Annotated in this window: 18 protein-coding genes; 6 read left to right on the plus strand and 12 right to left on the minus strand. The window is 73.5% G+C overall.

The window, feature by feature from the left end; all coding sequences use genetic code 11:
• Nucleotides 1–59: 59 nt before the first annotated feature.
• Together helR and DEJ46_RS02890 are read left to right on the plus strand one after the other, a co-directional pair.
• Entirely contained in the window at nucleotides 60–2252 is a 2193-nt protein-coding gene (helR, locus tag DEJ46_RS02885) for an RNA polymerase recycling motor ATPase HelR (protein ID WP_150264005.1), read from the plus strand.
• Between the two features lie 215 nt (nucleotides 2253–2467).
• Nucleotides 2468–4444 (plus strand): flavin monoamine oxidase family protein, encoded by a 1977-nt coding sequence (locus DEJ46_RS02890; RefSeq protein WP_150264006.1) that lies wholly within the window; start codon nucleotides 2468–2470, stop codon nucleotides 4442–4444.
• A gap of 42 nt (nucleotides 4445–4486) precedes the next feature.
• Here DEJ46_RS02890 and DEJ46_RS02895 read toward each other — a convergent pair whose 3' ends face one another.
• Nucleotides 4487–5947, minus strand: coding sequence for a SulP family inorganic anion transporter (locus tag DEJ46_RS02895; RefSeq protein WP_150274040.1), 1461 nt, complete (start codon nucleotides 5945–5947; stop codon nucleotides 4487–4489).
• A gap of 329 nt (nucleotides 5948–6276) precedes the next feature.
• On the opposite strand from DEJ46_RS02895, the gene DEJ46_RS02900 reads away from it, so the two are divergent.
• Complete coding sequence (locus DEJ46_RS02900) at nucleotides 6277–6561, plus strand: hypothetical protein (protein ID WP_150264007.1); 285 nt, start codon at nucleotides 6277–6279, stop codon at nucleotides 6559–6561.
• A gap of 9 nt (nucleotides 6562–6570) precedes the next feature.
• Here the strand turns inward: DEJ46_RS02900 and DEJ46_RS02905 are convergent, their stop codons facing one another.
• The 9 genes from DEJ46_RS02905 to DEJ46_RS02945 all read right to left on the minus strand — a co-directional run bounded on the left by DEJ46_RS02905 (nucleotide 6571) and on the right by DEJ46_RS02945 (nucleotide 15907).
• The gene (locus tag DEJ46_RS02905; RefSeq protein ID WP_150264008.1) at nucleotides 6571–7965 is read right to left on the minus strand and encodes an NAD(P)/FAD-dependent oxidoreductase; all 1395 of its coding nucleotides are present in this window, start codon (nucleotides 7963–7965) and stop codon (nucleotides 6571–6573) included.
• A 193-nt stretch (nucleotides 7966–8158) separates the two neighbouring features.
• Nucleotides 8159–9337 (minus strand): 4-hydroxybenzoate 3-monooxygenase, encoded by a 1179-nt coding sequence (locus tag DEJ46_RS02910; protein ID WP_150264009.1) that lies wholly within the window; start codon nucleotides 9335–9337, stop codon nucleotides 8159–8161.
• Between the two features lie 54 nt (nucleotides 9338–9391).
• Nucleotides 9392–10561 carry a 3-oxoadipate enol-lactonase gene (gene pcaD / locus DEJ46_RS02915; RefSeq protein WP_150264010.1) on the minus strand — a complete coding sequence of 390 codons (1170 nt, stop codon included), beginning with the start codon at nucleotides 10559–10561 and terminating at the stop codon, nucleotides 9392–9394.
• Nucleotides 10558–11973 (minus strand): 3-carboxy-cis,cis-muconate cycloisomerase, encoded by a 1416-nt coding sequence (pcaB, locus tag DEJ46_RS02920; protein WP_223834474.1) that lies wholly within the window; start codon nucleotides 11971–11973, stop codon nucleotides 10558–10560. The genes pcaD and pcaB overlap by 4 nt, the downstream gene beginning before the upstream one ends.
• Nucleotides 11960–12535: a protocatechuate 3,4-dioxygenase subunit alpha gene (pcaG, locus tag DEJ46_RS02925; RefSeq protein ID WP_150264011.1), complete on the minus strand. Its 576-nt coding sequence runs from the start codon at nucleotides 12533–12535 to the stop codon at nucleotides 11960–11962. Before pcaG ends, pcaB begins: the two co-directional genes overlap by 14 nt.
• Nucleotides 12532–13284: a protocatechuate 3,4-dioxygenase subunit beta gene (pcaH, locus tag DEJ46_RS02930; protein WP_150264012.1), complete on the minus strand. Its 753-nt coding sequence runs from the start codon at nucleotides 13282–13284 to the stop codon at nucleotides 12532–12534. Before pcaH ends, pcaG begins: the two co-directional genes overlap by 4 nt.
• A gap of 9 nt (nucleotides 13285–13293) precedes the next feature.
• Entirely contained in the window at nucleotides 13294–14490 is a 1197-nt protein-coding gene (locus DEJ46_RS02935) for a thiolase family protein (RefSeq protein WP_150264013.1), read from the minus strand.
• A complete protein-coding gene (locus tag DEJ46_RS02940; protein WP_150264014.1) occupies nucleotides 14487–15152 on the minus strand; it encodes a 3-oxoacid CoA-transferase subunit B in 666 nt (221 codons plus the stop codon). Before DEJ46_RS02940 ends, DEJ46_RS02935 begins: the two co-directional genes overlap by 4 nt.
• On the minus strand, nucleotides 15149–15907 hold the full coding sequence (locus DEJ46_RS02945; protein ID WP_150264015.1) for a CoA transferase subunit A: 759 nt from the start codon (nucleotides 15905–15907) through the stop codon (nucleotides 15149–15151). Before DEJ46_RS02945 ends, DEJ46_RS02940 begins: the two co-directional genes overlap by 4 nt.
• A 182-nt stretch (nucleotides 15908–16089) precedes the next feature.
• Between DEJ46_RS02945 and DEJ46_RS02950 the strand changes: the two genes are divergently transcribed.
• On the plus strand, nucleotides 16090–17820 hold the full coding sequence (locus DEJ46_RS02950; RefSeq protein ID WP_150264016.1) for an IclR family transcriptional regulator C-terminal domain-containing protein: 1731 nt from the start codon (nucleotides 16090–16092) through the stop codon (nucleotides 17818–17820).
• Between the two features lie 21 nt (nucleotides 17821–17841).
• Here DEJ46_RS02950 and DEJ46_RS02955 read toward each other — a convergent pair whose 3' ends face one another.
• The gene (locus DEJ46_RS02955; RefSeq protein ID WP_150264017.1) at nucleotides 17842–18477 is read right to left on the minus strand and encodes a LysE family translocator; all 636 of its coding nucleotides are present in this window, start codon (nucleotides 18475–18477) and stop codon (nucleotides 17842–17844) included.
• 190 nt (nucleotides 18478–18667) lie between these two features.
• On the opposite strand from DEJ46_RS02955, the gene DEJ46_RS02960 reads away from it, so the two are divergent.
• Both DEJ46_RS02960 and DEJ46_RS02965 read left to right on the plus strand, forming a co-directional pair.
• Nucleotides 18668–18919: an EF-hand domain-containing protein gene (locus DEJ46_RS02960; RefSeq protein ID WP_150264018.1), complete on the plus strand. Its 252-nt coding sequence runs from the start codon at nucleotides 18668–18670 to the stop codon at nucleotides 18917–18919.
• Nucleotides 18920–18996: 77 nt separating this feature from the next.
• On the plus strand, nucleotides 18997–19575 hold the full coding sequence (locus DEJ46_RS02965; protein WP_150264019.1) for an antibiotic biosynthesis monooxygenase: 579 nt from the start codon (nucleotides 18997–18999) through the stop codon (nucleotides 19573–19575).
• Between the two features lie 16 nt (nucleotides 19576–19591).
• Here the strand turns inward: DEJ46_RS02965 and DEJ46_RS02970 are convergent, their stop codons facing one another.
• Entirely contained in the window at nucleotides 19592–21094 is a 1503-nt protein-coding gene (locus DEJ46_RS02970) for a long-chain-fatty-acid--CoA ligase (protein WP_150264020.1), read from the minus strand.
• Nucleotides 21095–21219 lie beyond the last annotated feature (125 nt).

The following is a 21219-nucleotide window of genomic DNA, read 5'->3' on the forward strand; positions in this document are numbered from 1 at the left end:
CCAAGGCCCAGACCTGCAGAAACGGGAGATCGTTGCCCCCTCGCACCGAAGCTGATGACATGACCGCTCGCGTCACCAGTGCGTTCGACCTGCCCGAGCGCCTCGCCGCCAAGGCCGACCCGGCGCTGATCGCCGGCGACGAGAAGCACTTCGCGGACATCGCGCAGAGCCTCGACCAGGTGATCGCCGAACTGTCCGAGCGGCTCGACGCCGAGCTCAGGGCCCCCGGCGGCGTCGGCCGGGAGGCGATGGAGCGGGACATCGAGGTCCACCGGCTGACCACCCGCCTGCGCGCGCTGCGCCGCTTCGGCCTGGACCTGTGTCTCGGGCACATGGTCGCCGCGGACGGCTCCGAGCCGCTGTTCGTCGGGCGGCTCGGCCTCACCGACAGCTCGGGCCGCCGGCTGCTGATCGACTGGCGCTCCCCCGCGGCCGAGCCGTTCTTCGGCGCGACCCACGGCAACCCGATGGGTCTCGCGAGCCGCCGCAGGTACCGCTGGACCGGCGGCCGGATCAGCGACTACTGGGACGAGGTGTTCACCCGGGACGCCTTCGCCGGGCACGCCGCCCTCGACGACCAGTCGGCCTTCATCGCCGGCCTCGGCAGCAACCGCTCGGCCCGGATGCGTGACGTCCTCGGCACCATCCAGGCCGACCAGGACGCCATCATCCGCGCGGGCTCGCGCGGCGCCCTCGTCGTCGACGGCGGCCCCGGTACGGGAAAGACCGTCGTCGCGCTCCACCGCTCCGCCTATCTCCTCTACTCCGACCCCCGTCTCGGCCACCGTCGGGGCGGCGTGCTCTTCGTCGGCCCCCACGACCCGTACCTGGCGTACGTCGCCGACGTCCTCCCCAGCCTCGGCGAGGAGGGCGTGCAGACGTGCACCCTGCGGGACCTCGTCCCCGAAGGGGCCTCGGCGCCGGCCGAGACCGACGCGGAGGTCGCCCGGCTCAAGTCGTCCGCCGGCATGGTGAAGGCGATCGAGAAGGCCGTCCGGTTCTACGAGGACCCGCCCACCGAGGCGATGACGGTCACCACGCCCTGGGCCGACATCCGGCTGAGCACGGAGGAATGGGTCGAGGCGTTCGAGGCGCCGGGGCCGAGCACTCCGCACAACGAGGCGCGCGACCTCATCTGGGACGAACTGGCCACGATCCTGTGGGACAAGTTCGACGCGGCCGGGTACGCGGAGGGACACGGGGACGAGGGCGGCGACGAGGACACCGTGTCGCCCGAGCAGTTCCGCAGGGCGCTGCTCCACGACAAGGAACTGGTCAGCGCGCTCCACGGCGCGTGGCCGATCCTCGAACCCGCCGACGTCGTCGGTGACCTGTGGACGGTCCCCGCCTACCTGCGGATGTGCGCTCCCTGGCTCGACCGCGACGAGGTCCGGGCCCTGAAGCGCGAGGACCCGCACGCCTGGACGGTGTCCGACCTGCCGCTCCTGGACGCGGCGCGGCAGCGGCTCGGCGACCCGAAGGCCTCGCAGCGCAAGCGCCGCCACGACGCCACCGTCGCCGCCGAGCGCGAGCGCATGGCGGGCGTCATCAGCGACATCGTCGACGCCGATGCCGACGGCGAGGGTGCGGTGACCATGCTGCGCGGCCGCGACCTCCAGGACAGCCTGATCGACGAGACGGCGCTGCCCGGCGCCGACGTGGACCCGCTGGCCGGCCCGTTCGCGCACGTCGTCGTGGACGAGGCGCAGGAGCTGACCGACGCGGAGTGGCAGATGCTGCTGCTGCGCTGCCCGTCGCGGAGCTTCACCATCGTCGGTGACCGCGCGCAGGCCCGGCACGGCTTCACCGAGTCGTGGCGGGAACGGCTGGAGCGGGTCGGGCTCGACCGGATCGAGGTGGCCTCGCTCGGCGTCAACTACCGGACGCCGGAGGAGGTCATGACGGAGGCCGAGCCGGTGATCCGCGCCGCGCTCCCCGACGCGAACGTGCCCAGCTCGATCCGCAGCAGCGGCATTCCCGTCGTCCACGGATCCGTCGCGGAGCTCGACTCGGTCCTGGACACCTGGCTCGCGGAGAACGCCGACGGGATCGCCTGTGTCATCGGCGATCCCACGTTCCCCGCGACGGCCCGCGTACGGTCGCTGACCCCGCAGCTGTCGAAGGGGCTGGAGTTCGACCTGGTCGTGCTCGTCGACCCGGAGACGTACGGCGAGGGCATCGAGGGGGCGGTCGACCGCTACGTCGCCATGACCCGGGCGACGCGGCAGCTCGTCATTCTCACGAGCTCCTGACCCGCTCCTGACGTCGGTGGGTGACGGCGGGGCCGGTACCGGTCCGGCCGTCACCTCGCAGCGGCGCCGCCCACCCGGACGGCTGACGGCCGATCGGGGCGTTGACCAGGCAATTCCCTCTCCAGAGCTCGTCATATAGCAGGACGAGTGGTTTACCTTCCCGTCCGTGTGAAGGCGCTGGCCCATGGGACGCCCGTGCGTCGAGTGTGTGCGCGATGAGTACTCACGACACCCCCACTCCGGACATCGGCACTCCCTCACGGCGCTCCGTGGTCACGGCGACCGGCGCCTCGGCGCTCGCCGCCGGGCTCGCCGCCGCCTCCGCCGGGCCCGCGACCGCCTGGAGCCCGGCCGGCGCGCCCTCCACGGCGCCCGCCGCCGCCCCCGCCGCCGCACCGCCCGGCACCGACCCCCGGGCGTACGCCACCGTCGCCCGCGCCATCGCCGTCTACGACGAGCACGACGAGCCGCTCGTCCCGGCCTATCTGAGGATCGTCGAGAACGGCCTGCCCGCCCGCCGGGCGAAGGCCACGAAACGGGTCCTGATCGTCGGCGCCGGACCGGCCGGGCTCCTCGCCGCCGACCTGCTCAACCGCGCCGGCCACGACGTCGTCGTGATCGAGGCCAACGGCAACCGCGTCGGCGGTCGCATCAAGACGTTCCGCAAGGGCGGCCACGAGAACGGGGCGCAGCCCTTCGCCGACCCCCTCCAGTACGCCGAGGCCGGGGCGATGCGCCTGCCCGAGAGCCACCCGCTGCTCATGGCGCTGATCGAGAAGTACGCGCTCCCGCGCCAGGAGTTCTACCTGGTGGACGTGGAGGTCGGGAACCCGGCGAAGCAGGCCAACCGCACCTGGATCCATGTCAACGGCGTCCACATGCGCCGGGCGGACTACGAGCAGAACCCCGCCCCGGTCAACGACACCTTCGGCGTCACGGGCGACCACCGGACGAAGACCGCCGCGGCGATCCTCGCGGACGCCCTCGAACCCGCGCGCCGGCTCGTCCGGGACAAGGAGGGGACGGCCCTCGTCGAGGGCTGGGTCGAGATCCTCCAGCGGTACGGCCACTGGTCCATGTACCGGTACCTGACCGAGGTCGCCGGACTCGACACCCGCACCGTCGACCTCGTCGGCACCATCCAGAACCTGACCTCGCGGCTGCACCTCTCCTTCATGCACAGCTTCCTGTCCGCCGCGCTGATCGACCCCAGGACCAGGTTCTGGGAGATCAAGGGCGGCACCGCGCTGTTCGCCGACGCGCTGTACGCGCCGGTGAAGGGAAAGGTGCGGCTCGACCGGCGCGCCGTACGGATCGAGCGGAGCGGCGGCAAGGTCAGGGTGCACACCGTCTCCGAGGACCACCGGACCGGCGGGGAGGGAGTCACGGAGGTCTTCGAGGGCGACGAGGCCATCGTCACCGTCCCCTTCTCGGGGCTGCGGCACGTGACGTTCGACCCGCCGCTGAGCTACGGCAAGCGCCGGGCGATCACGGAGCTGCACTACGACGCGGCGACCAAGGTGCTCCTGGAGTTCTCGCGGCGCTGGTGGGAGTTCACCGAGGCGGAGTGGAAGGAGACACTGGACTCCGTCGAGGACGGGCTGTACGAGCGGTACCGGGCGGGCACGGTCGCGCACGGCGAGTACCTCGGCGCGCACCGGTCGGTGAAGGACCTGGGGGTGACGATCCCCGACGTCCTCAAGGAGTACCACTCCGTCTTCCGGCCCGCCGCCGGCCGCGACCCGGAGGCCTCGCACGTGCGGGGCGGCGGCACGGTCAGCGACAACGCCAACCGCTTCATGTACTTCGAGCACGCGCAGCCCATGGAGGGGAGCGACGGTGGCATCATGCTCGCCTCCTACAGCTGGGCCGACGACGCCCTCAAGTGGGACGCGTTCGCCGACGAGGAGCGGTACCTGCGGGCGCTCGCGGGTGTGCAGGCCGTCTTCGGCCGCCGCTGCGAGGTCTTCTTCACCAACAAGTGCAGGACCCAGTCGTGGATGCGTGACCACTACGCGTACGGGGAGGCCTCCGTGCTGTTCCCGGGGCAGCACACCGAGCTGTTCCCGGACGTCCCGACCTCCGAGGGGCCGCTCCACTTCGCGGGGTGCCACACCTCGGTCAAGCCCGCGTGGATCGAGGGGGCCCTGGAGTCCGCCGTCCGTACGTCCTTGAAGGTCCACGCGGGCTGACGGACGGGGTGCGGGTCCACCGGACCGGTGACCGGTGGACCCTCACCCGGGGGTGAGTTCGCCGCTGAGCTTCTCGTGGAGTGCGGCACTGGGTCCGTTGAGGCCGATGATCTCCACGGTCTTTCCGTGCTGGGCGTACCGGGTCTCGACGGCGTCGAGCGCGGCGACCGACGAGGCGTCCCAGACGTGCGCGGCGGACAGGTCGACGACGACCTTGCCGGGGTCGGTGGCGTACGCGAAGCGGCCGACGAGGTCGTTGGAGGAGGCGAAGAACAGCGCGCCGGTGACGCGGTAGACGACCCTGGTCCCGTCGGGGTCGGTGACGGCCGTGACGTCGGCGAGGTGGGCGACGCGCCGGGCGAAGATCATGATGGCGGTGACCGAGCCGCAGACGACGCCGACGGCGAGGTTGTGCGTGGCCACCACGCAGACGACGGTGATCACCATGACGGCGATCTCCCCGGCGGGCAGCCGCCGCAGGGTCCTCGGGGCGAGGGAGTGCCAGTCGAACTGGGCGAAGCAGACCATCACCATGACGGCGATCAGGGCGGCCATGGGGATGTCGGAGACGACCGGGCCGAAGACGATGCACAGCACCATCAGGAACGCGCCGGACAGGAAGGTCGACAGGCGGGTGCGGGCGCCGGAGACCTTGACGTTGATCATCGTCTGGCCGATCATCGCGCAGCCGCCCATGCCGCCGAAGAAGCCGGTCACGATGTTGGCGATGCCCTGGCCGATCGACTCGCGGGTCTTGCTGGAGCGGGTGTCGGTGATCTCGTCGACCAGCTTGGCCGTCATCAGCGACTCCATCAGGCCGACCAGCGCCATCGCGAGCGCGTACGGAGCGATCAGCGTGAGGGTGTCGAGCGTGTACGGCACGTCCGGCAGGCCGGGGACGGGCAGGGCGGACGGCAGGGCGCCCTTGTCGCCGACCGTCGGGACCGCGATTCCGGCGGCGACGGTGACGGCGGTGAGGACGGCGACCGAGACCAGCGGGGCCGGGACGGCCGTGGTCACCCGGGGGAAGAACACCAGCAGCGCGAACCCGGCGGCGAGCAGCGGCCAGACGGCCCAGGGCACGTCCCGGAGCTCCTTGACCTGGGCCATGAAGACCAGGATCGCGAGGGAGTTGACGAAGCCGACCATCACCGAGCGCGGGACGAAGCGCAGGAGCTTCGCCACCCCGAGCGCTCCCAGGACGATCTGGAAGGCACCGGCGAGGATGACGGCGGCGATCAGGTAGCCGAGGCCGTGCTCGCGGTTCAGGGGCGCGATGACGAGGGCGACGGCGCCGGTCGCGGCGGAGATCATGGCCCGTCGGCCGCCGACGACGGAGATCACCACGGCCATGGTGAAGGAGGCGAAGAGTCCGATCGCCGGGTCCACTCCCGCGATGATCGAGAACGAGATCGCCTCGGGGATCAGCGCGAGCGCGACGACCAGGCCGCCGAGCACCTCGGTGCGCCAGACCCTGGGGTCGCGCAGCCAGTCCGGCTTCATGCCGCGCAGGCGCGCGACCGGGGACACGACGGAAACGGAGGAGGACAAGGGAACGGGAACCTGTCGTGCTCGGGCACACCCGCCGTGGGCGGACGGGGGCGTGCGGCCCCGCGGCGCGCTGGTGCGCTGGAGTGGCGGGAGGCGGGAGGCGGGAGAAGGGAACGGGCAACTCTACCGTGAGGCCGGAACCGGGCTCCTCGGGGCCCGGCCGCGTACCTCCGGCGCCCGCTCCCCCTCCCCCTCCGGCCTCCTTGTCCACCGACCGGTGGACACGAGGTTCAACCGGGCGAACCTGTCGGCGAGATGGCGCCGCGGCGAGGCTGGGACGCATGACGAACCCCACCGTACGCACGGCCCGGTACAGCGCCCGGCACCCCTGGCGCGCACTGATCGGCTGGATCCTCCTCGTGGCCCTCTGCCTCGCCGCCGAGGGCGGGCTCCAGCTGAGGCCCCTGGAGCGGATCGTCGTCCAGGCCGCGCCCGGCACCGGCCCCTTCGACCGGGCCGAGGCCGACGCCGCCGCGCGCGACGTCGTCGCCCGGATGCGCCGGCTGCCCGAGGCGCTGTCCGTGGCCGACCCGGTCGCGGACGCCCGGCCGCCGCGCCGGCTGTAGCCGGGGAGGTCAGCTGTCGAAGCCGAGACCCAGGCGGTCCAGGGTGCGCAGCCAGAGGTTGCGGCGGCCCCCGGAGTGGTCCGCGCGGGTCATGGACCACTGGGTGATGCCGATGCCCACCGAGCGGACCGGCTCGGGCGGGAACGGCAGCGGCTTGCGGCGGACCAGTTCCAGCGAGGTGCGTTCGGTGCGGGCGCCGTCGAGCAGGTCGAGCACGACCTCCGCGCCGAAGCGGGTCGCGCCCACGCCGAGGCCGGTGAAGCCGGCGGCGTAGGCGACCTTGCCCCGGTGACTGGTGTCGAAGAAGACGCAGAAGCGGGTGCTCATGTCGATCGCGCCGCCCCAGGTGTGGCTGAAGCGCACGCCTTCCAGCTGGGGGAAGGTGGTGAAGAAGTGGCGTGCGAGGGTCGCGAAGGTCTCGTGCCGCTGGTCGTACTCGGGGCGCACGCGCCCGTTGTAGTGGTAGATGGCGTCGTAGCCGCCCCACAGGATGCGGTTGTCGGCGGAGAGCCGGACGTAGTGGAAGTGGTTGTTCATGTCCGCGAAGCCCTGCCGGTTCCGCCAGCCCACGGAGGCGAGCCGGTCCTCGGTGAGCGGCTCGGTCATGAGTGCGTAGTCGTAGACGGGGACGGTGTACGGGCGGTGGCGGCGGAGCAGGGAGGGGTACGCGTTCGTGGCGAGGGCCACCTTGCGGGCGGTGATCCGCCCGTAGGGGGTGCGGACGGCCATCGTGCGGCCCTGCTCGTCGAGCGAGAGGGCGGGGGTGTGCTCGTGGAAGCGGACCCCCAGGTCGAGGCAGGCCCGCTTGAGGCCCCAGGCGAGGCGGGCCGGGTCGACCATGGCCACGTCGTTCCTGTTCCACAGGCCGGCGAGGAAGGTCGGGGAGTCGATCTCGGCGCGTACGGCTTCGGCGTCGAGGTACTGGGAGGCGCCGCCGTACCGGGCGACGGTCTCGGCCTCCTCCTGGAGGAGGCCGACCTGGTAGGGCTCGGTGGCGACGGCGAGGGAGCCGGTGCGCTCCCAGTCGCAGTCGATGCCGTGGCGGACGAGCGTGTCCTCCATGGCCTGGAGGTTCTCGCGGCCGAGGCGCTCCAGGAGGCCGATCTCGTCGGGCCAGCGGGAGAGGCCGTTGTGCAGGCCGTGGGTGAGGCTGGACTCGACGAATCCGCCGTTGCGCCCGGAGGCGGCGCCGCCCGCCTCCTCGGCCTCGACGAGGAGCACGTCGAGCGAGGGGTCCCGCTCCTTGGCGACCAGGGCCGTCCAGAGGCCGGTGTAGCCGCCGCCGACCACGAGGAGGTCGCAGGTGGTCGCGCCGACGAGGGCGGGCGCGGGCTGCGGCTTCTCGGGACTGTCGAGCCAGAACGGGGTCGGCTCGGCGTCCCGGAGCGAGGCGAGGGGGTCCATGGCGGCGGGCTCCTTGGGATCGCGGAGGTGGGGTTGTGGCCTGCGAAGTGCCGCCATGAGACCTCTCCGGACGGATCAAGGTCAATGGTGTTGACATAAGCCCGCGCCCTCGGCGTTCTCGCGGGTCGGCGGGGCAGCACGGGGAGGGCGGCCGCGTCGCGCGGCCGCCCTCCCCGAGGGTGATGACGCAGTGTCAGTTGTCGCTGAATCCCACGTAGTTCTCCGCGAGCGAGGCCGAGGCCGCGCCCGAGTTCGCGAGGTAGCGCAGGTGCGAGAGGCGCAGTCCGCGGTCGAAGTCGGTGTCGTCCGGGCTGGTGTGCAGGAGGGTCGTCATCGTGTACGAGAAGTGCTCGGCCCGCCACACACGGCGCAGCGCGGTCTCCGAGTAGGCGTCGAGCAGCGACTCGTCGCCCCGGGCGTGGTGGCGGGTGAGGGCCTGGGCGAGCAGGGTCACGTCGGCGACGGCGAGGTTGAGGCCCTTGGCCCCGGTGGGCGGCACGATGTGGGCCGCGTCCCCGGCGAGGAAGAGGCGCCCGTGGCGCAGGGGCTCGGCGACGAAGCTGCGCATCGGGGTGATGCTCTTCTCCGTGACGGGTCCGCGCTTCAGCTCCCAGTCGCCGTCGACGGCGAAGCGCGCTTCCAGTTCGTCCCAGATCCGCTCGTCCGGCCAGTTGTCGGTGGAGTCGTCCGGGTCGACCTGGAGGTAGAGCCGGCTCACCTCGGGCGAGCGCATGCTGTGCAGGGCGAAGCCGCGCTCGTGGTGGGCGTAGATCAGCTCGTCGCAGGAGGGCGCGACGTCGGCGAGGATGCCGAGCCAGGAGAAGGGGTAGGTGCGCTCGGTGACGGTGAGGACGTCCTCGGGCAGGGAGCGCCGGCCTATGCCGTGGAAGCCGTCGCAGGCGACGACGAAGTCGCAGTCGAGGGTGTGCTCGGCCCCGTCGTGGCGGTAGCGGACGCTCGGGTGGTCGGTCTCGATGCCGCCGACGGAGAGGGCCTCGGCCTCGAAGAGGACCGTGCCGCCGGCTTCCTCGCGCAGGGCGATGAGGTCCTTCACCACCTCGGTCTGGGCGTAGACCATGACCGACCGGCCGCCCGTGAGGGACGGGAAGTCGATGCGGTGGGAGCGCCGGTCGAAGCGGAGCTCGATGCCGTGGTGCTCCAGGCCCTGCCGGTCCATGCGGGTGCCCGCGCCGGAGGCGCGCAGGACGTCGACGGTGTCCTGTTCGAGGATGCCGGCGCGCTGGCGCCGCTCGACGTAGGCCCGGTCGCGGAGTTCGAGGACGACGTTGTCGATGCCCTGCCGGTGCAGCAGGTGCGAGAGGAGGAGGCCGGCCGGTCCGGCTCCGATGATGCCGACGGTGGTGCGGGGCATGGGTGGTCTCCGTGAGCGTGAGAGGGAGGGAGAGTCGGGCGGGGGGTGGGCGCGTCAGAGCGTGAGCGGGGTGCCGTCCTCGGTGAGGACGCGCTGCGCGGTGGCGAAGGCGGAGTTGGCCGCGGGCACCCCGCAGTAGACGGCGGAGTGCAGCAGCACCTCCTTGATGTCCTCGGGGGTGAGTCCGTTGCGGATGGCGGCGCGGACGTGCATCGCCAGCTCCTCCTGGTGCCCGTGGGCGATCAGGGCGGTGAGGGTGAGGCAGCTGCGGGTGCGCCGGTCGAGGCCGGGGCGGGTCCAGATCTCGCCCCAGGCGTACCGGGTGATGTAGTCCTGGAAGTCGGCGGTGAAGTCGGTGGTGCGGGCGACGGCCCGGTCCACATGGGCGTCACCGAGGACGGCCCGGCGGACCGCCATGCCCTCGGCGTACCGGTTGTCGTCGGAGTCGGGTGTGCCGAAGTGGCCGAGGAGTGCGGAGAGGACCGCTTCGGGCCGTTCGGCGGGGGCGAGGTGGGCGGCGCCGGCGAGTTCGAGGAGGCTCGCGTCGGGGATGCCGTCGGCGAGTTCGCGGGAGTGCGCGGGGGGTGTGGCCGTGTCGGCGCGGCCGGCGACGAGCAGGGTGGGCGCCGTGATGCGGGGCAGCTCGGGGCGGAGGTCGTACGCGGCGAGGGCGTCGCAGCAGGCCGCGTACCCCTCGGCGTCGGCGGCGCACAGGTCGTCCAGGAGACGGTCGGCGGTGTGTGTGCCGGCGAAGTCGGGGGTGAACCAGCGTCCGAGGGCCCCGGGCGCGACGGCGTCGGTGCCCTTCTCGCGTACGAGGGCGGCCCTCTCGTGCCAGCCGGCGGGCTCGCCGAAGCGGGCGGAGGAGCAGACGAGCGCGAGGCGGGTGACCCGCTCCGGGTGGTGGGCGGCGAGGTGGGCGCCGACGGCGCCGCCGAGGGAGATCCCGGCGTAGGCGAACTGTTCGGCGCCGAGGTGGTCGGCGAGGGCGAGGACGAGGGCCGCCAGGTCGCCCACGCGGGTGGCGCCGGGGGCGGTGCCGGCCGGCGTCCCGGCGGGGGTGCCGCCGTGGCCGGGCAGGTCGTAGCGGACGACGCGGTGGCGGCGGGCGAGGGCGGGGACCTGGGCGTCCCAGACGGCGAGCGAGGTGCCGAGGGACGGGCCGAGGATGAGGACGGGCGCCTGGGCGGGGCCGTCGATGCGGTGGTGGAGAACGCTGGTCACGGGCGGCCTTCCGGGTCGGCGGAGGGCTGCCTCCGCAGGGCGTGGTCGACGAGCAGGGGAGCCGCGCCGGTCGCGCCGGACGGATCCGCGAGGGCACGGAGCCGTGCGGAGGCGATCCGGCCGGTCAGCTCGGGGGCGGCGACGAGCAGCTCCGCGAGGTCACGGTCCTCCTCGGCCGCCCGCCGGGAGAGCCGGTCGAGGAGGGCGCGGGCCTCGGCCCGGCCGAGGACGTCCGCCAGGGCGGCGGCGAGGCGTTCGCTCGTGACGAGGCCGCGGGTGCGGTGCAGGTTCTCCAGCATCCGGTCGGGACGGACGCGGAGTCCTCGGGCGAGTTCGGCGGTGTGGTGGGCGGCGGAGCCCGCGAGCCTGAGCAGGTCCCGCAGGGGCTGCCACTCGGCGTGCCAGGCGCCGGCCGGCCGCTCGTCCTCGGCGGCGAGCGAGCCGAGGAGTACGGCGGCGAGCGCGGGGGCCTGACGGGCGGCCGAGGCGACGAGGGTGGCGCGGACGGGGTTGCTCTTGTGCGGCATGGCGGAGGAGCCGCCGCCGCGGCCCTCGGCGAGTTCGGCGGTCTCCGTGCGGGCGAGCCGGAGGACGTCCGCGGCGGGCTTGCCGAGTGCGGCGGCGGTGAAGGCGAGCGCCGTCGCGAGGTCGGCGACCGGGGTGCGCAGGGTGTGCCAGGGCAGGACGGGCGCGGCGAGTCCGAGTTCCGCCGCGTATCGCTCGGCGAGCTCCGGGCCGCTGCCGGGAGCGCCCGCCAGGTACTCGAAGGCGGCCAGGGTGCCTGCCGCGCCGCCCAGTTGGGCGGGGAGGCGCAGGGCGGAGAGCCGGTCGGCCGCGTCGAGGGCGAGGTGGCGCCAGCCGGCGGCCTTGAGCCCGAATGTGGTGGGCACGGCGTGCTGGCCGAGGGTGCGGCCGGCCATCGGGGTGTCGCGGTGGGCGGCGGCGAGCCGCCCGAACGTCTCGGCGGCCCGGTGCAGTTCGGCGGTGATGAGCGGGACGGTACGGGCCGCGACCAGCATCGTGGCGGTGTCCAGGACGTCCTGGCTGGTCGCGCCCCGGTGGACGTACGGCGCGGCGTGCGCGGGGACGGCAGCGGTGAGCGCGGTGACGAGCGGGATGACGGGGTTGCCGCCGGCGCGGGCGCGCAGTGCGAGGTCGCGCGCGTCGAACCGGTCGGCGCGGGCCGCCTCGGTCACGGCCTCGGCCGCCGGGCCCGGGGCGTGACCGAGGCCGGCCTGGGCCCGGGTGAGCGCGGCCTCGGCGTCGAGCATCGCCTGGAGGTAGGCGTGGTCGCCGGTGGCTTGCTCGGCGGCGGTGCCCGCGCTGACGGGGGCGAGGAGGCCTACGTCGTACCCGTCGGCGCCTGGGCCCGTGTCGGACCCGCCGTTGCCCAGGGGCTCAGCGGAAGTCAAGGAACACCGTCTCGTCGGCGCCCTGGAGGCGGATGTCGAAGCGGTGGACGCCCGGCCCGTCCTCCGTGGCGAGCAGGGTCGCGCGCCGCTCGGGCGCGAGGCCGGCGAGCAGCGGGGCGGCGTCGGTGGCCGGGCCCGGCAGGTAGATCCGGGTGTACAGGTGGTGGAGCAGGCCCCGGGCGAAGACGCAGACGGAGAGGTACGGGACGCCGCCCGGCGGGAGGGTCCGGACGGCCCAGTGTCCGTCGGCGTCGGTGGCGATCCGTCCGAAGCCGGTGAAGGTGACGCCGTCACGGCCCGCGTATCCGCCGGTGACGGGGTCGCGCCGGAGGGAGCCGGGGGCGCCGGAGCGGCCGCCGTCGGGGCCCGGCTGCCAGATCTCCACGATCGCGTCGGGGACGGGGGCGCCGCCGCCGTCGTACACGTATCCGTGGACGGTGAGGGTGCCGGGGTGTCCGGCGGGCGCGATGTCGGGTCCGCCGGGGAAGGGCAGGGCGTAGCCGTAGAAGGGACCGACCGTCTGCGAGGGCGTGGGAGGGAGGGTCCGGGGGTCGGGGCTCATCGGCCTTCCTCGATCCAGGTCGCGGCGGGGCCGTCGAGGACGATGTCCCAGCGGTAGCCGAGCGACCGCTCGGGGGTGGACAGGTCGTGGTCGTAGGTGGCGACGAGCCGCTCGCGCGCCGCGTCGTCGGTGACGGACTGGAGGATCGGGTCGTACGCGAAGAGCGGGTCGCCGGGGAAGTACATCTGGGTGACGAGCCGCTGGGTGAACGCCGTACCGAAGAGCGAGAAGTGGATGTGCGCGGGGCGCCAGGCGTTGTCGTGGTTGCGCCAGGGGTAGGCCCCGGGCTTGATCGTGGTGAACGCGTACGTGCCCTGGTCGTCCGTCAGGCACCGCCCGAAGCCGGTGAAGTTCGGGTCGAGCGGCGCCGGGTGCTGGTCACGGAGGTGGGCGTAGCGGCCGGCGGCGTTGGCCTGCCACAGTTCCACGAGCTGGCCGCGTACGGGCCGTCCGGCGCGGTCGAGGACGCGGCCGGTGACGGTGATGCGTTCGCCGAGCGGCTCCCCCGCGTGGGCCAGGGTGAGGTCGGCGTCGGTCTCGGTGACGTCGGTGACGCCGAAGACCGGTCCGGAGAGTTCGACGGCCTCGGGGTCGTGGACGGTCACCGGCGGCCGGAGGGGGTGGCGCAGCGCGCTGCTGCGGTAGGGGGCGTAGTCCCGGGCGGGGTGGTGGCGCACCTGCCCGGCGGCGAGGTAGTCCTTCCGCTCACCGTCGATCTCTCGCGAGATGTCCTGCTGCGTCAGTGTCATGACGTCCTGTCACCTTTCCAGTACGAGGGCGAGTCCCTGGCCGACGCCGATGCAGAGCGTGGCGAGGCCGGTGCCGGAGCCGAGGGCGGCGAGCCGGTGGGCGACGGTTCCGGCGAGCCGGGCCCCGGAGGAGCCGAGGGGGTGTCCGAGCGCGATGGCTCCGCCGTGGGGGTTGACGACGGAGGGGTCGAGCTCGGGCCACTCGGCTAGGCAGCCGAGGGCCTGGGCGGCGAAGGCCTCGTTGAGCTCCAGGGTGGAGAGGCCGGCGAAGGTGCGGCCCGCGCGGGCCAGCGCGCGCCGGGCGGCTTCGACGGGGCCGAGGCCGAAGTACTGCGGTTCGATGCCGCTGACGCCGGAGGCGGTGATCCGGGCGAGGGGTTCGCGGCCGGTGGCGCGCAGGCCGTCCTCGTCGGTGATCAGGAGGGCGGAGGCGCCGTCGTTGAGGGGCGAGGCGTTGCCCGCGGTGACGGTGCCGTCCTGGCGGAAGACGGGCTTGAGGCGGGCGAGGGCGGCGAGGGAGGTGTCCGCGCGGACGGACTCGTCGCGGTCGAGGAGGACACCGCCGGTGCCGGTGCCTTCGACGGGGACGACCTCGGCGTCGAAGGCGCCCGTGGCCCAGGCCTCGGCGGCCTTGGCGTGACTGGCGAGGGCGTAGGCGTCCTGCTCCTCGCGGCCGATGGCGTGCTTCTCCGCGACGAGTTCGGCGCCCTCGCCGAGGGACACGGTCCACTCGGCGGGCATGCGCGGGTTGACCATCCGCCAGCCGAGGGTGGTGGAGTGGAGCTCCTGGTGGCCGGCGGGGTAGGCGCGGTCGGGCTTGGGCAGCACCCAGGGGGCTCGGCTCATCGACTCGACGCCGCCCGCGAGGACGACGGAGGCGTCACCGACGGCGACGGCGCGGTAGGCCTGGATCACGGCCTCCAGGCCGGAGCCGCAGAGCCGGTTCACGGTGACACCGGGGACGGTGACGGGCACTCCGGCGAGGAGCCCGGCCATGCGGGCGACGTCCCGGTTCTCCTCTCCGGCGCCGTTGGCGTTGCCGAGGAACACATCGTCGATCCGGGCGGGGTCGATCGCGGGCGTACGGTCGAGCAGGGCGCGCAGGACGTGGGCGGCGAGGTCGTCCGGGCGGACGCCGGCGAGCGCGCCGCCGTAGCGGCCGACCGGGGTCCGTACGGCGTCGACGATGTAGACGTCCTTGGTCACGGGGTCTCCTCCGCGTGTGCGGCGACGGACAGGGGTACGCGCACGGGCGCCGCGGTGCGGCGCGTGATCTCGTCCACGCTCACGCCTGGCGCGGTCTCGACGAGGACGAGTCCGTCCGCGGTGACGTCGAGGACGCCGAGGTCGGTGATGATCCGGTGGACGCAGGCGCGGCCGGTGAGCGGCAGGGTGCAGGTGTCGACGATCTTCGGTGAGCCGTCCTTGGCGGTGTGCTCGGTGAGGACGAGGACCCGCCGGACGCCGTGGACGAGGTCCATGGCGCCGCCCATGCCCTTGACCATCCGGCCGGGGACGGCCCAGTTGGCGAGGTCGCCGCGGGCGGAGACCTGCATGGCGCCGAGGACGGCCGTGTCGATGTGGCCGCCGCGGATCATCCCGAAGGACAGGGAGGAGTCGAAGAAGGAGGAACCCGGCAGGACGGTGACGGTCTCTTTGCCGGCGTTGATCAGGTCGGGGTCGACCTCGTCGTCGTAGGGGTACGGGCCGACGCCGAGGAGGCCGTTCTCCGACTGGAGGACGACGTCGACGCCCTCGGGGAGGAAGCCCGGGACCCGGGTCGGCAGTCCGATCCCGAGGTTGACGTAGGAGCCGTCGGTCAGCTCGCGGGCGGCGCGGGCCGCCATCTCGTCCCTGGTCCAGCTCATCGCGTGCGTACCGTCCTTCGCTCGATGCCCTTGGCGGCGGCCTCTTCGGGGGTCAGGGCCACGACCCGCTGCACGAACACGCCGGGCAGGTGGATCGCGTCGGGGTCGAGCTCGCCCGGCTCCACGAGCTCCTCGACCTCGGCGATCGTGATCCGGCCGGCCATGGCGGCGAGCGGGTTGAAGTTGCGGGCGGAGCGGCGGAAGACGAGGTTGCCGTGGCGGTCGCCGCGGGCGGCGCGGACCAGGGCGAAGTCGGTGGTGATGCCGTGTTCGAGGACGTGGGGGCGGCCGTCGTAGTCGCGGACCTCCTTGGGCGGGGAGGCGACCGCCACGCCGCCGTCGGGGGCGTACCGCCAGGGCAGTCCGCCCTCGGCGGCCTGGGTGCCGACGCCGGCGGGCGTGAAGAAGGCGGGGATGCCACAGCCGCCGGCGCGCAGCCGCTCGGCGAGGGTGCCCTGCGGGGTGAGCTCCAGCTCCAGTTCGCCGCCGAGGTAGCGACGGGCGAACTCCTTGTTGTCGCCGATGTACGAGCCCGTCACGCGGACGATGCGGCCGTCGGCGAGGAGGATGCCGAGGCCGCCGCCGTCGACGCCGCAGTTGTTCGACACGACGCTCAGCCGGCCGGCGCCCTGGGCGTGCAGGGCCCGGATGAGGGCGTCCGGCACCCCGCTCAGCCCGAAGCCTCCGACGGCGAGCGAGGCTCCGTCTCCGATGTCCGCCACCGCATCGGCAGCGGATGTCACCACTTTGTCCATATAACGACCCGTTTCACTGAGGATTGACGGTGATCACGTTCGCCTGGTGAACTTATGTTCATCAGCGAACGCGGGGTGAGTGTCGGCCCACGCTTCGGGCCGTGTCAACGGCGCCGGGTACGGTTTCCGCGTCGTGACCCGACATCGTGACCGGCTCGCGACCGACAGAAGGAGGCCAGAGGATGGCGCAGCGCACGGAGCCCGACGGGCCCCCGGAGGAGCTCGTCGGGCCGCTGGGGCGTGGACTCGCCGTGCTGCGCGCGGTGGCCGCCGGGCCGGGGAGCCGCCACCGCCCCGGCGATCTCGCGCGCGCCACGGGCCTTGCCAGGTCGACCGTCGACCGCGTGGCCACGACGCTCCTGCGGCTCGGGTACGTCCGCGCCGAGGAGCGCGACCTGCTGCTCGCGCCGCGCGCGGCGGCGCTGGGCAACGCCTACCTGTCCTCGACCGGCCTGCCGGAGGCCGTCGGGCCGCACGCCGTCGCCCTCGCCGACGAGCTCGACGAGTCCGTGTCCGTGGCGGTCCCCGACGGGGACGGGGTGCGCTTCGTGGCGCAGGCCGCGCGACGGCGCGCCATGGCCATCTCGTTCCGCGCGGGGGACGTCCTCCCGGCCGAACGCTGCGCGCCCGGGGCGCTGTTCGCCGCCGGCTGGTCGGACGCGGAGTGGGAGACCTGGCGGGCACGGCACCGCGAGGACCCGCTGGACTCCGCCTTCCCGGCCGTTCCGCCCCGTAGGCCCTCCGGGACCGACGGGGGTGACAGGACCGACGGGGGCGGAGGGGTCGACGGGGCCACCGTGGCCGAGGGGGCGACGGACGCCGTGGAGGCCGGCTTCCGCGCCCGCGCGCGCCGGAGCCGTACGGACGGCTGGGCCGCCGACGACCAGCTCATCGAGGCCGGACTGATCGCCGTGGCCCTGCCCGTCCGCGACGACACCGGGGCCGTCGTCTGCGCGGTCAGCGTGGTCAGCCACACGAGCCGGCACGACATCGGCTCCCTCGCCGGCGTCGCCCTGCCGCCGCTGCGCGCGGCCGTCGCGGCGATGGAGGCCGCCCTCGCCTCGGCCTCATCGGCCGAGCGCGCCGAGCCGCCCGCCGGGCCCGGTGCGGCGGCGCTCAAGGAGGAGTTGGGCTCGGGGTTCCTGCAGTCGCTCGCGCGCGGCCTGGACGTCCTGTGCGCGTTCGGCGCGGTCCGCGGACCGGCCAGGCTGACCGAGCTGGCCCGGCTGACGGGGCTTCCCCGCGCCACCGCCCGGCGGTCGCTGATCACCCTGCGCCACCTCGGATACGTACGGGAGGACGAGGACGGTTTCCGCGTGCTCCCCCGTGTCCTGGAGCTCGGCCACGCGCGCGTGTCGGGGCTCACGCTCGTCGAGATCGCCACCCCGCACCTCGCCGAACTGGTGGTCCGGGTCCACGAGTCGGCGTCCGTCGCGGTGCTCGACGGGGAGGACATCCGCTACGTCGCCCGCGTGGCGAGCTCCCGGATCATGCACATCGACATCAGGGTGGGCACCCGTCTGCCGGCCTACGCGACCTCGATGGGCCGGGTCCTGCTCGGCGCCCTGCCCGAGAAGGAGCGGGAAGCGGCCCTCGCGGGCGTGCGGCCCGAGGCGCTCACGCCCCGCACGGTGGCGACGCCCGAGGCGCTGGCCGAGGCGGTCGCCGAGACCGCGCGGCGCGGCTACGGGTGGGTGGAGCAGGAGCTGGAGGAGGGGCTGCGCTCACTCGCCGCGCCGGTGACGGACGGCCGGGGCCGGGTGGTCGCCGCCGTGAACGTGGCGCTGCACGCGGGCCGAGGCACCCCGGAGGAGAGCCTCGCCGAGCTGCTCCCCCACCTCCTCGCGACGGCGGCCGCGATCAGCGGCGACCTCGCCGCGGTGAGCCGCTGGTCCCCCGTGCGCGTCTCCTGAGGGGGCGGTTCGCGGGGGGGCTCAGTCGCTGACCGCGAGGCGGACGGCGAAGGCGCCGATGACGGTGCCCGTGACCCGGTCGAGGACCCGCCGGGAGCGGGGCCTGCGCAGCCAGGTGCCCAGGGCGGTCGCGGAGGCGATCAGGACGGTGGACCAGATCGTGCCGAGGGCGATGTGGACGCCGGTCAGGAGCAGGCCGGTGGTGAAGTGGGGTGCCTCGGCGGGGATGAACTGGGGCAGGACGGCGACGTAGAAGACACCCACCTTGGGGTTGAGGAGATTCGTCAGAGTGCCCTGGCGCCAGCCGCCGGAGAGCGTGTCGGCCTCCGCGCCGCCGTCCGTCGCCTCGGGGGCCTCGCCCCGCCCGCGGAAGGTGTCGTGGACCATGCGGACCGCCATCCACAGCAGGTAGGCCGCGCCGGCCCAGCGCAGGATCTCGTAGGCGAGCTGAGAGGCGGTGAGGAGCGCGGTCACGCCGAGGGAGGTGAGGGCGCCCCAGACGAGGGTGCCGGTCTGGACGCCGAGGACGACTCCCCATGCGCGGGTGCGCCGGCCGAGGGCGGCGGTGCGCAGGATGACGGCCGTGTCGAGGCCGGGGGTGAGAGTGAGGAGCCCCACGACGAGGGCGAAGGACCACAGCGCGGTACTCATAGCCATGGAAGGCCACCGTATCGTAGGGAGTGTGGCGGGCCGGAGCCACGGTCCTGTCACATGGCGGCACATGAGCACAGAGGCAAGCGCACGGAGGCAACCCGACGCGCGGATTCCGCGTCCTTCCGCACGGACGGCGTCGGCCGGTACGACGCCTCTCGCCCACGGCCACCGGGAACAGGGAACAGGACACGCGATGAGCGACAAGGCCCGCATACTCTTCGACGCGCTCGACCTCGACCACGACGGCACCCTCACCCTCGCCGAGGTCGTCGGCGCCCTCCGGTCCAAGGGGCCGACGCTCGCCGCGCAGGGGGTCATCCCGGTCTGGGGCGTGGGGGGCGACGAGGACTCGGCGGCCCTCTTCGACGCCGCCGACCAGAACGGCGACAAGGTCCTGACCTTCGAGGAGTTCGCCGTCGTGGTCGACCGCCGTTTCGGCTGGTGACGTCGCGCCCGGCCGCGACCTCGTGAGCGGCCCCCGCGTAGAGTGTGCGCGGGCGCGCTGTGATCATGAGGAGAACGATGACCGCGGTGAGCCTTGAGCACACTCATGTCCCCGCCGACTCCGGCGAGGTGACCCTGCTGATAGCCCGCAGGGTCGAGCCCGGCCACGAGGCCGCTTTCGAGCAGTGGGCGAAGGGCATCCTCGAGAGCGCCGCCCGCTTCCCCGGCCACCTCGGCTACGGGCTGTTCCGCTCCTCCGGGGGCGACGCCCCCTGGTTCCTGGTCCACCGCTTCCGCGACGCGGCCGCGTGCCAGGCCTGGCAGGAGTCCCCGGAGCGGGCCTCGTGGTTCGCCGACTGCCAGGGTCACCACCACACCGAGGTCGCGCGACGCCGGCTGACGGGCATGGAGACGTGGTTCGCCAAGCCGGGCTCGACGCGCCCGGCGCCTCCCCGGTGGAAGATGGCGATCAGCGCGACCCTGGCGATCTACCCCATCTCCCTGCTGGGCGGCTACTTCCTGACGCCCCACCTCACCGCACTGCCGCTGGTGCTCAGCAGTGCGGTGATGGCGTGCGTCTTCAACGTCCTCATGACGTATGTGGCGATGCCGACGGTCAGCCGGCTGCTCCGGGGCTGGCTCGGCGGCGGACGCTGAGGACGGACGGCACGCGTCAGTCCTCGACCGTGATCTCCCGCTTGAGGATCTTGCCCGTGGGGCCCTTGGGCAGACCCGGCACCAGCTGGACGATCCGGGGGTACTTGTACGGGGCCACGCGGGCCTTCACGAACTCGCGCAGTTCGTCCGCGGTGGCCTCGGCGCCGGGCCGCAGGGTGACGACGGCCGCGATCTCCTCGCCGTGCACCTCGTGCGGAACGCCCACCACGGCGGCCTCGGCCACGGCCGGGTGCTCGTAGAGGACCTCCTCGATCTCGCGCGGGTAGACGTTGTACCCGCCGCGGATGACCAGGTCCTTCTTGCGGTCCACGATGAAGTAGAAGCCGTCCTCGTCGCGCCGCGCGAGGTCGCCGGTGCGGAACCAGCCGTCGATGAACGCGGCCGCGTCGGCCTCGGGCCGGTTCCAGTACCCGGCCATGACGTTCGGGCCCTGCACGGCGATCTCGCCGACGCCGCCGTCCGGGACGTCCTTGCCCTCGTCGTCGACGAGCCGGACCTGCACGCCGTCGATCGGGGTGCCGATCGAACCGGGCTTGCGCGGGCCGTCGAGCGCCCCGAAGGTGACCACCGGGGAGGTCTCGGAGAGGCCGTAGCCCTCGACGACCGCACAGCCGAAGACGGCCTCGAAGCGGTGCAGCACCTCCACCGGCATCGCCGAGCCGCCGGTCACGCACAGCCGCAGACCGCCGTCGCCGTCCGGGAGACCGGTCGAGCCGGCCGCGTCGGCGGCGGCGAGCAGACCCAGGAACATGGTGGGCACGCCCTCCATCACCGTGACGCCGTCCCGGGAGAGGATCTCCAGCGCCTTCGCGGCGTCGAAGCGCGGCAGCAGGGTGACGCGGGCGCCGGTGAGGACCGCCGCGTTGAGCCCGCAGGTCTGGCCGAAGACGTGGAAGAACGGCAGGCCGCCGAAGACCGTGTCCGCCCCCGACATGCCGAGCACACGGGCCACGGCCTCGGTGTTGGAGCCGAGGTTCCCGTGGGTGAGCCGTGCGCCCTTGGGGCGGCCGGTGGTGCCCGAGGTGTAGAGCAGTACGGCCAGGTCTTCGGTGTCCCGGTCCTCGACCCCTTCGCGCGGCTCGACGGCGGCCAGCGCGGCACCGAAGCCCGGGTCCGTCACGTCGGCGCACTCGATGCCCAGCTCCGCCGCCGCGGCTCCGGCCTCGCCCATGGCCGCGCCCCAGGCGAGGATCAGCCGGGCCCCGCAGTCGCCGGCGGCGTAGCCGATCTCGCCGGACTTGAGCAGCGGGTTCATCGGCACGGCGACCGCTCCTGCACGCAGCACGCCGTAGTAGGCGACGGCGAAGTGCGGGATGTTCGGCAACAGGATCGCGACCCGGTCCCCCGGTCCGACGCCTTTGCTCTCCAGCCAGCCGGCGACCCGGGCGCTGCGGTCGTCCAGGGAACGGTAGTCCAGCGTCAGGTCGTCCAACTGGATCGCGATGCCGTCCGGCTGTGCCTCTGCGGTACGGGCCAGGTTGAGAGCCAGATTGGTCATCGACGACCTCTTTCTGATCAGGGAGCCGGACGCTCAGCCGCCAGGTTACCGGCCGGTTAACCCGCTTGCCGGTCCTCAGCTTGCCGCTAATGTCGATATATAGGCCATAAGTGCATCTCTGTTTC

It is taken from the genome of Streptomyces venezuelae (assembly GCF_008642375.1).
Lineage (GTDB): Bacteria > Actinomycetota > Actinomycetes > Streptomycetales > Streptomycetaceae > Streptomyces > Streptomyces venezuelae_G.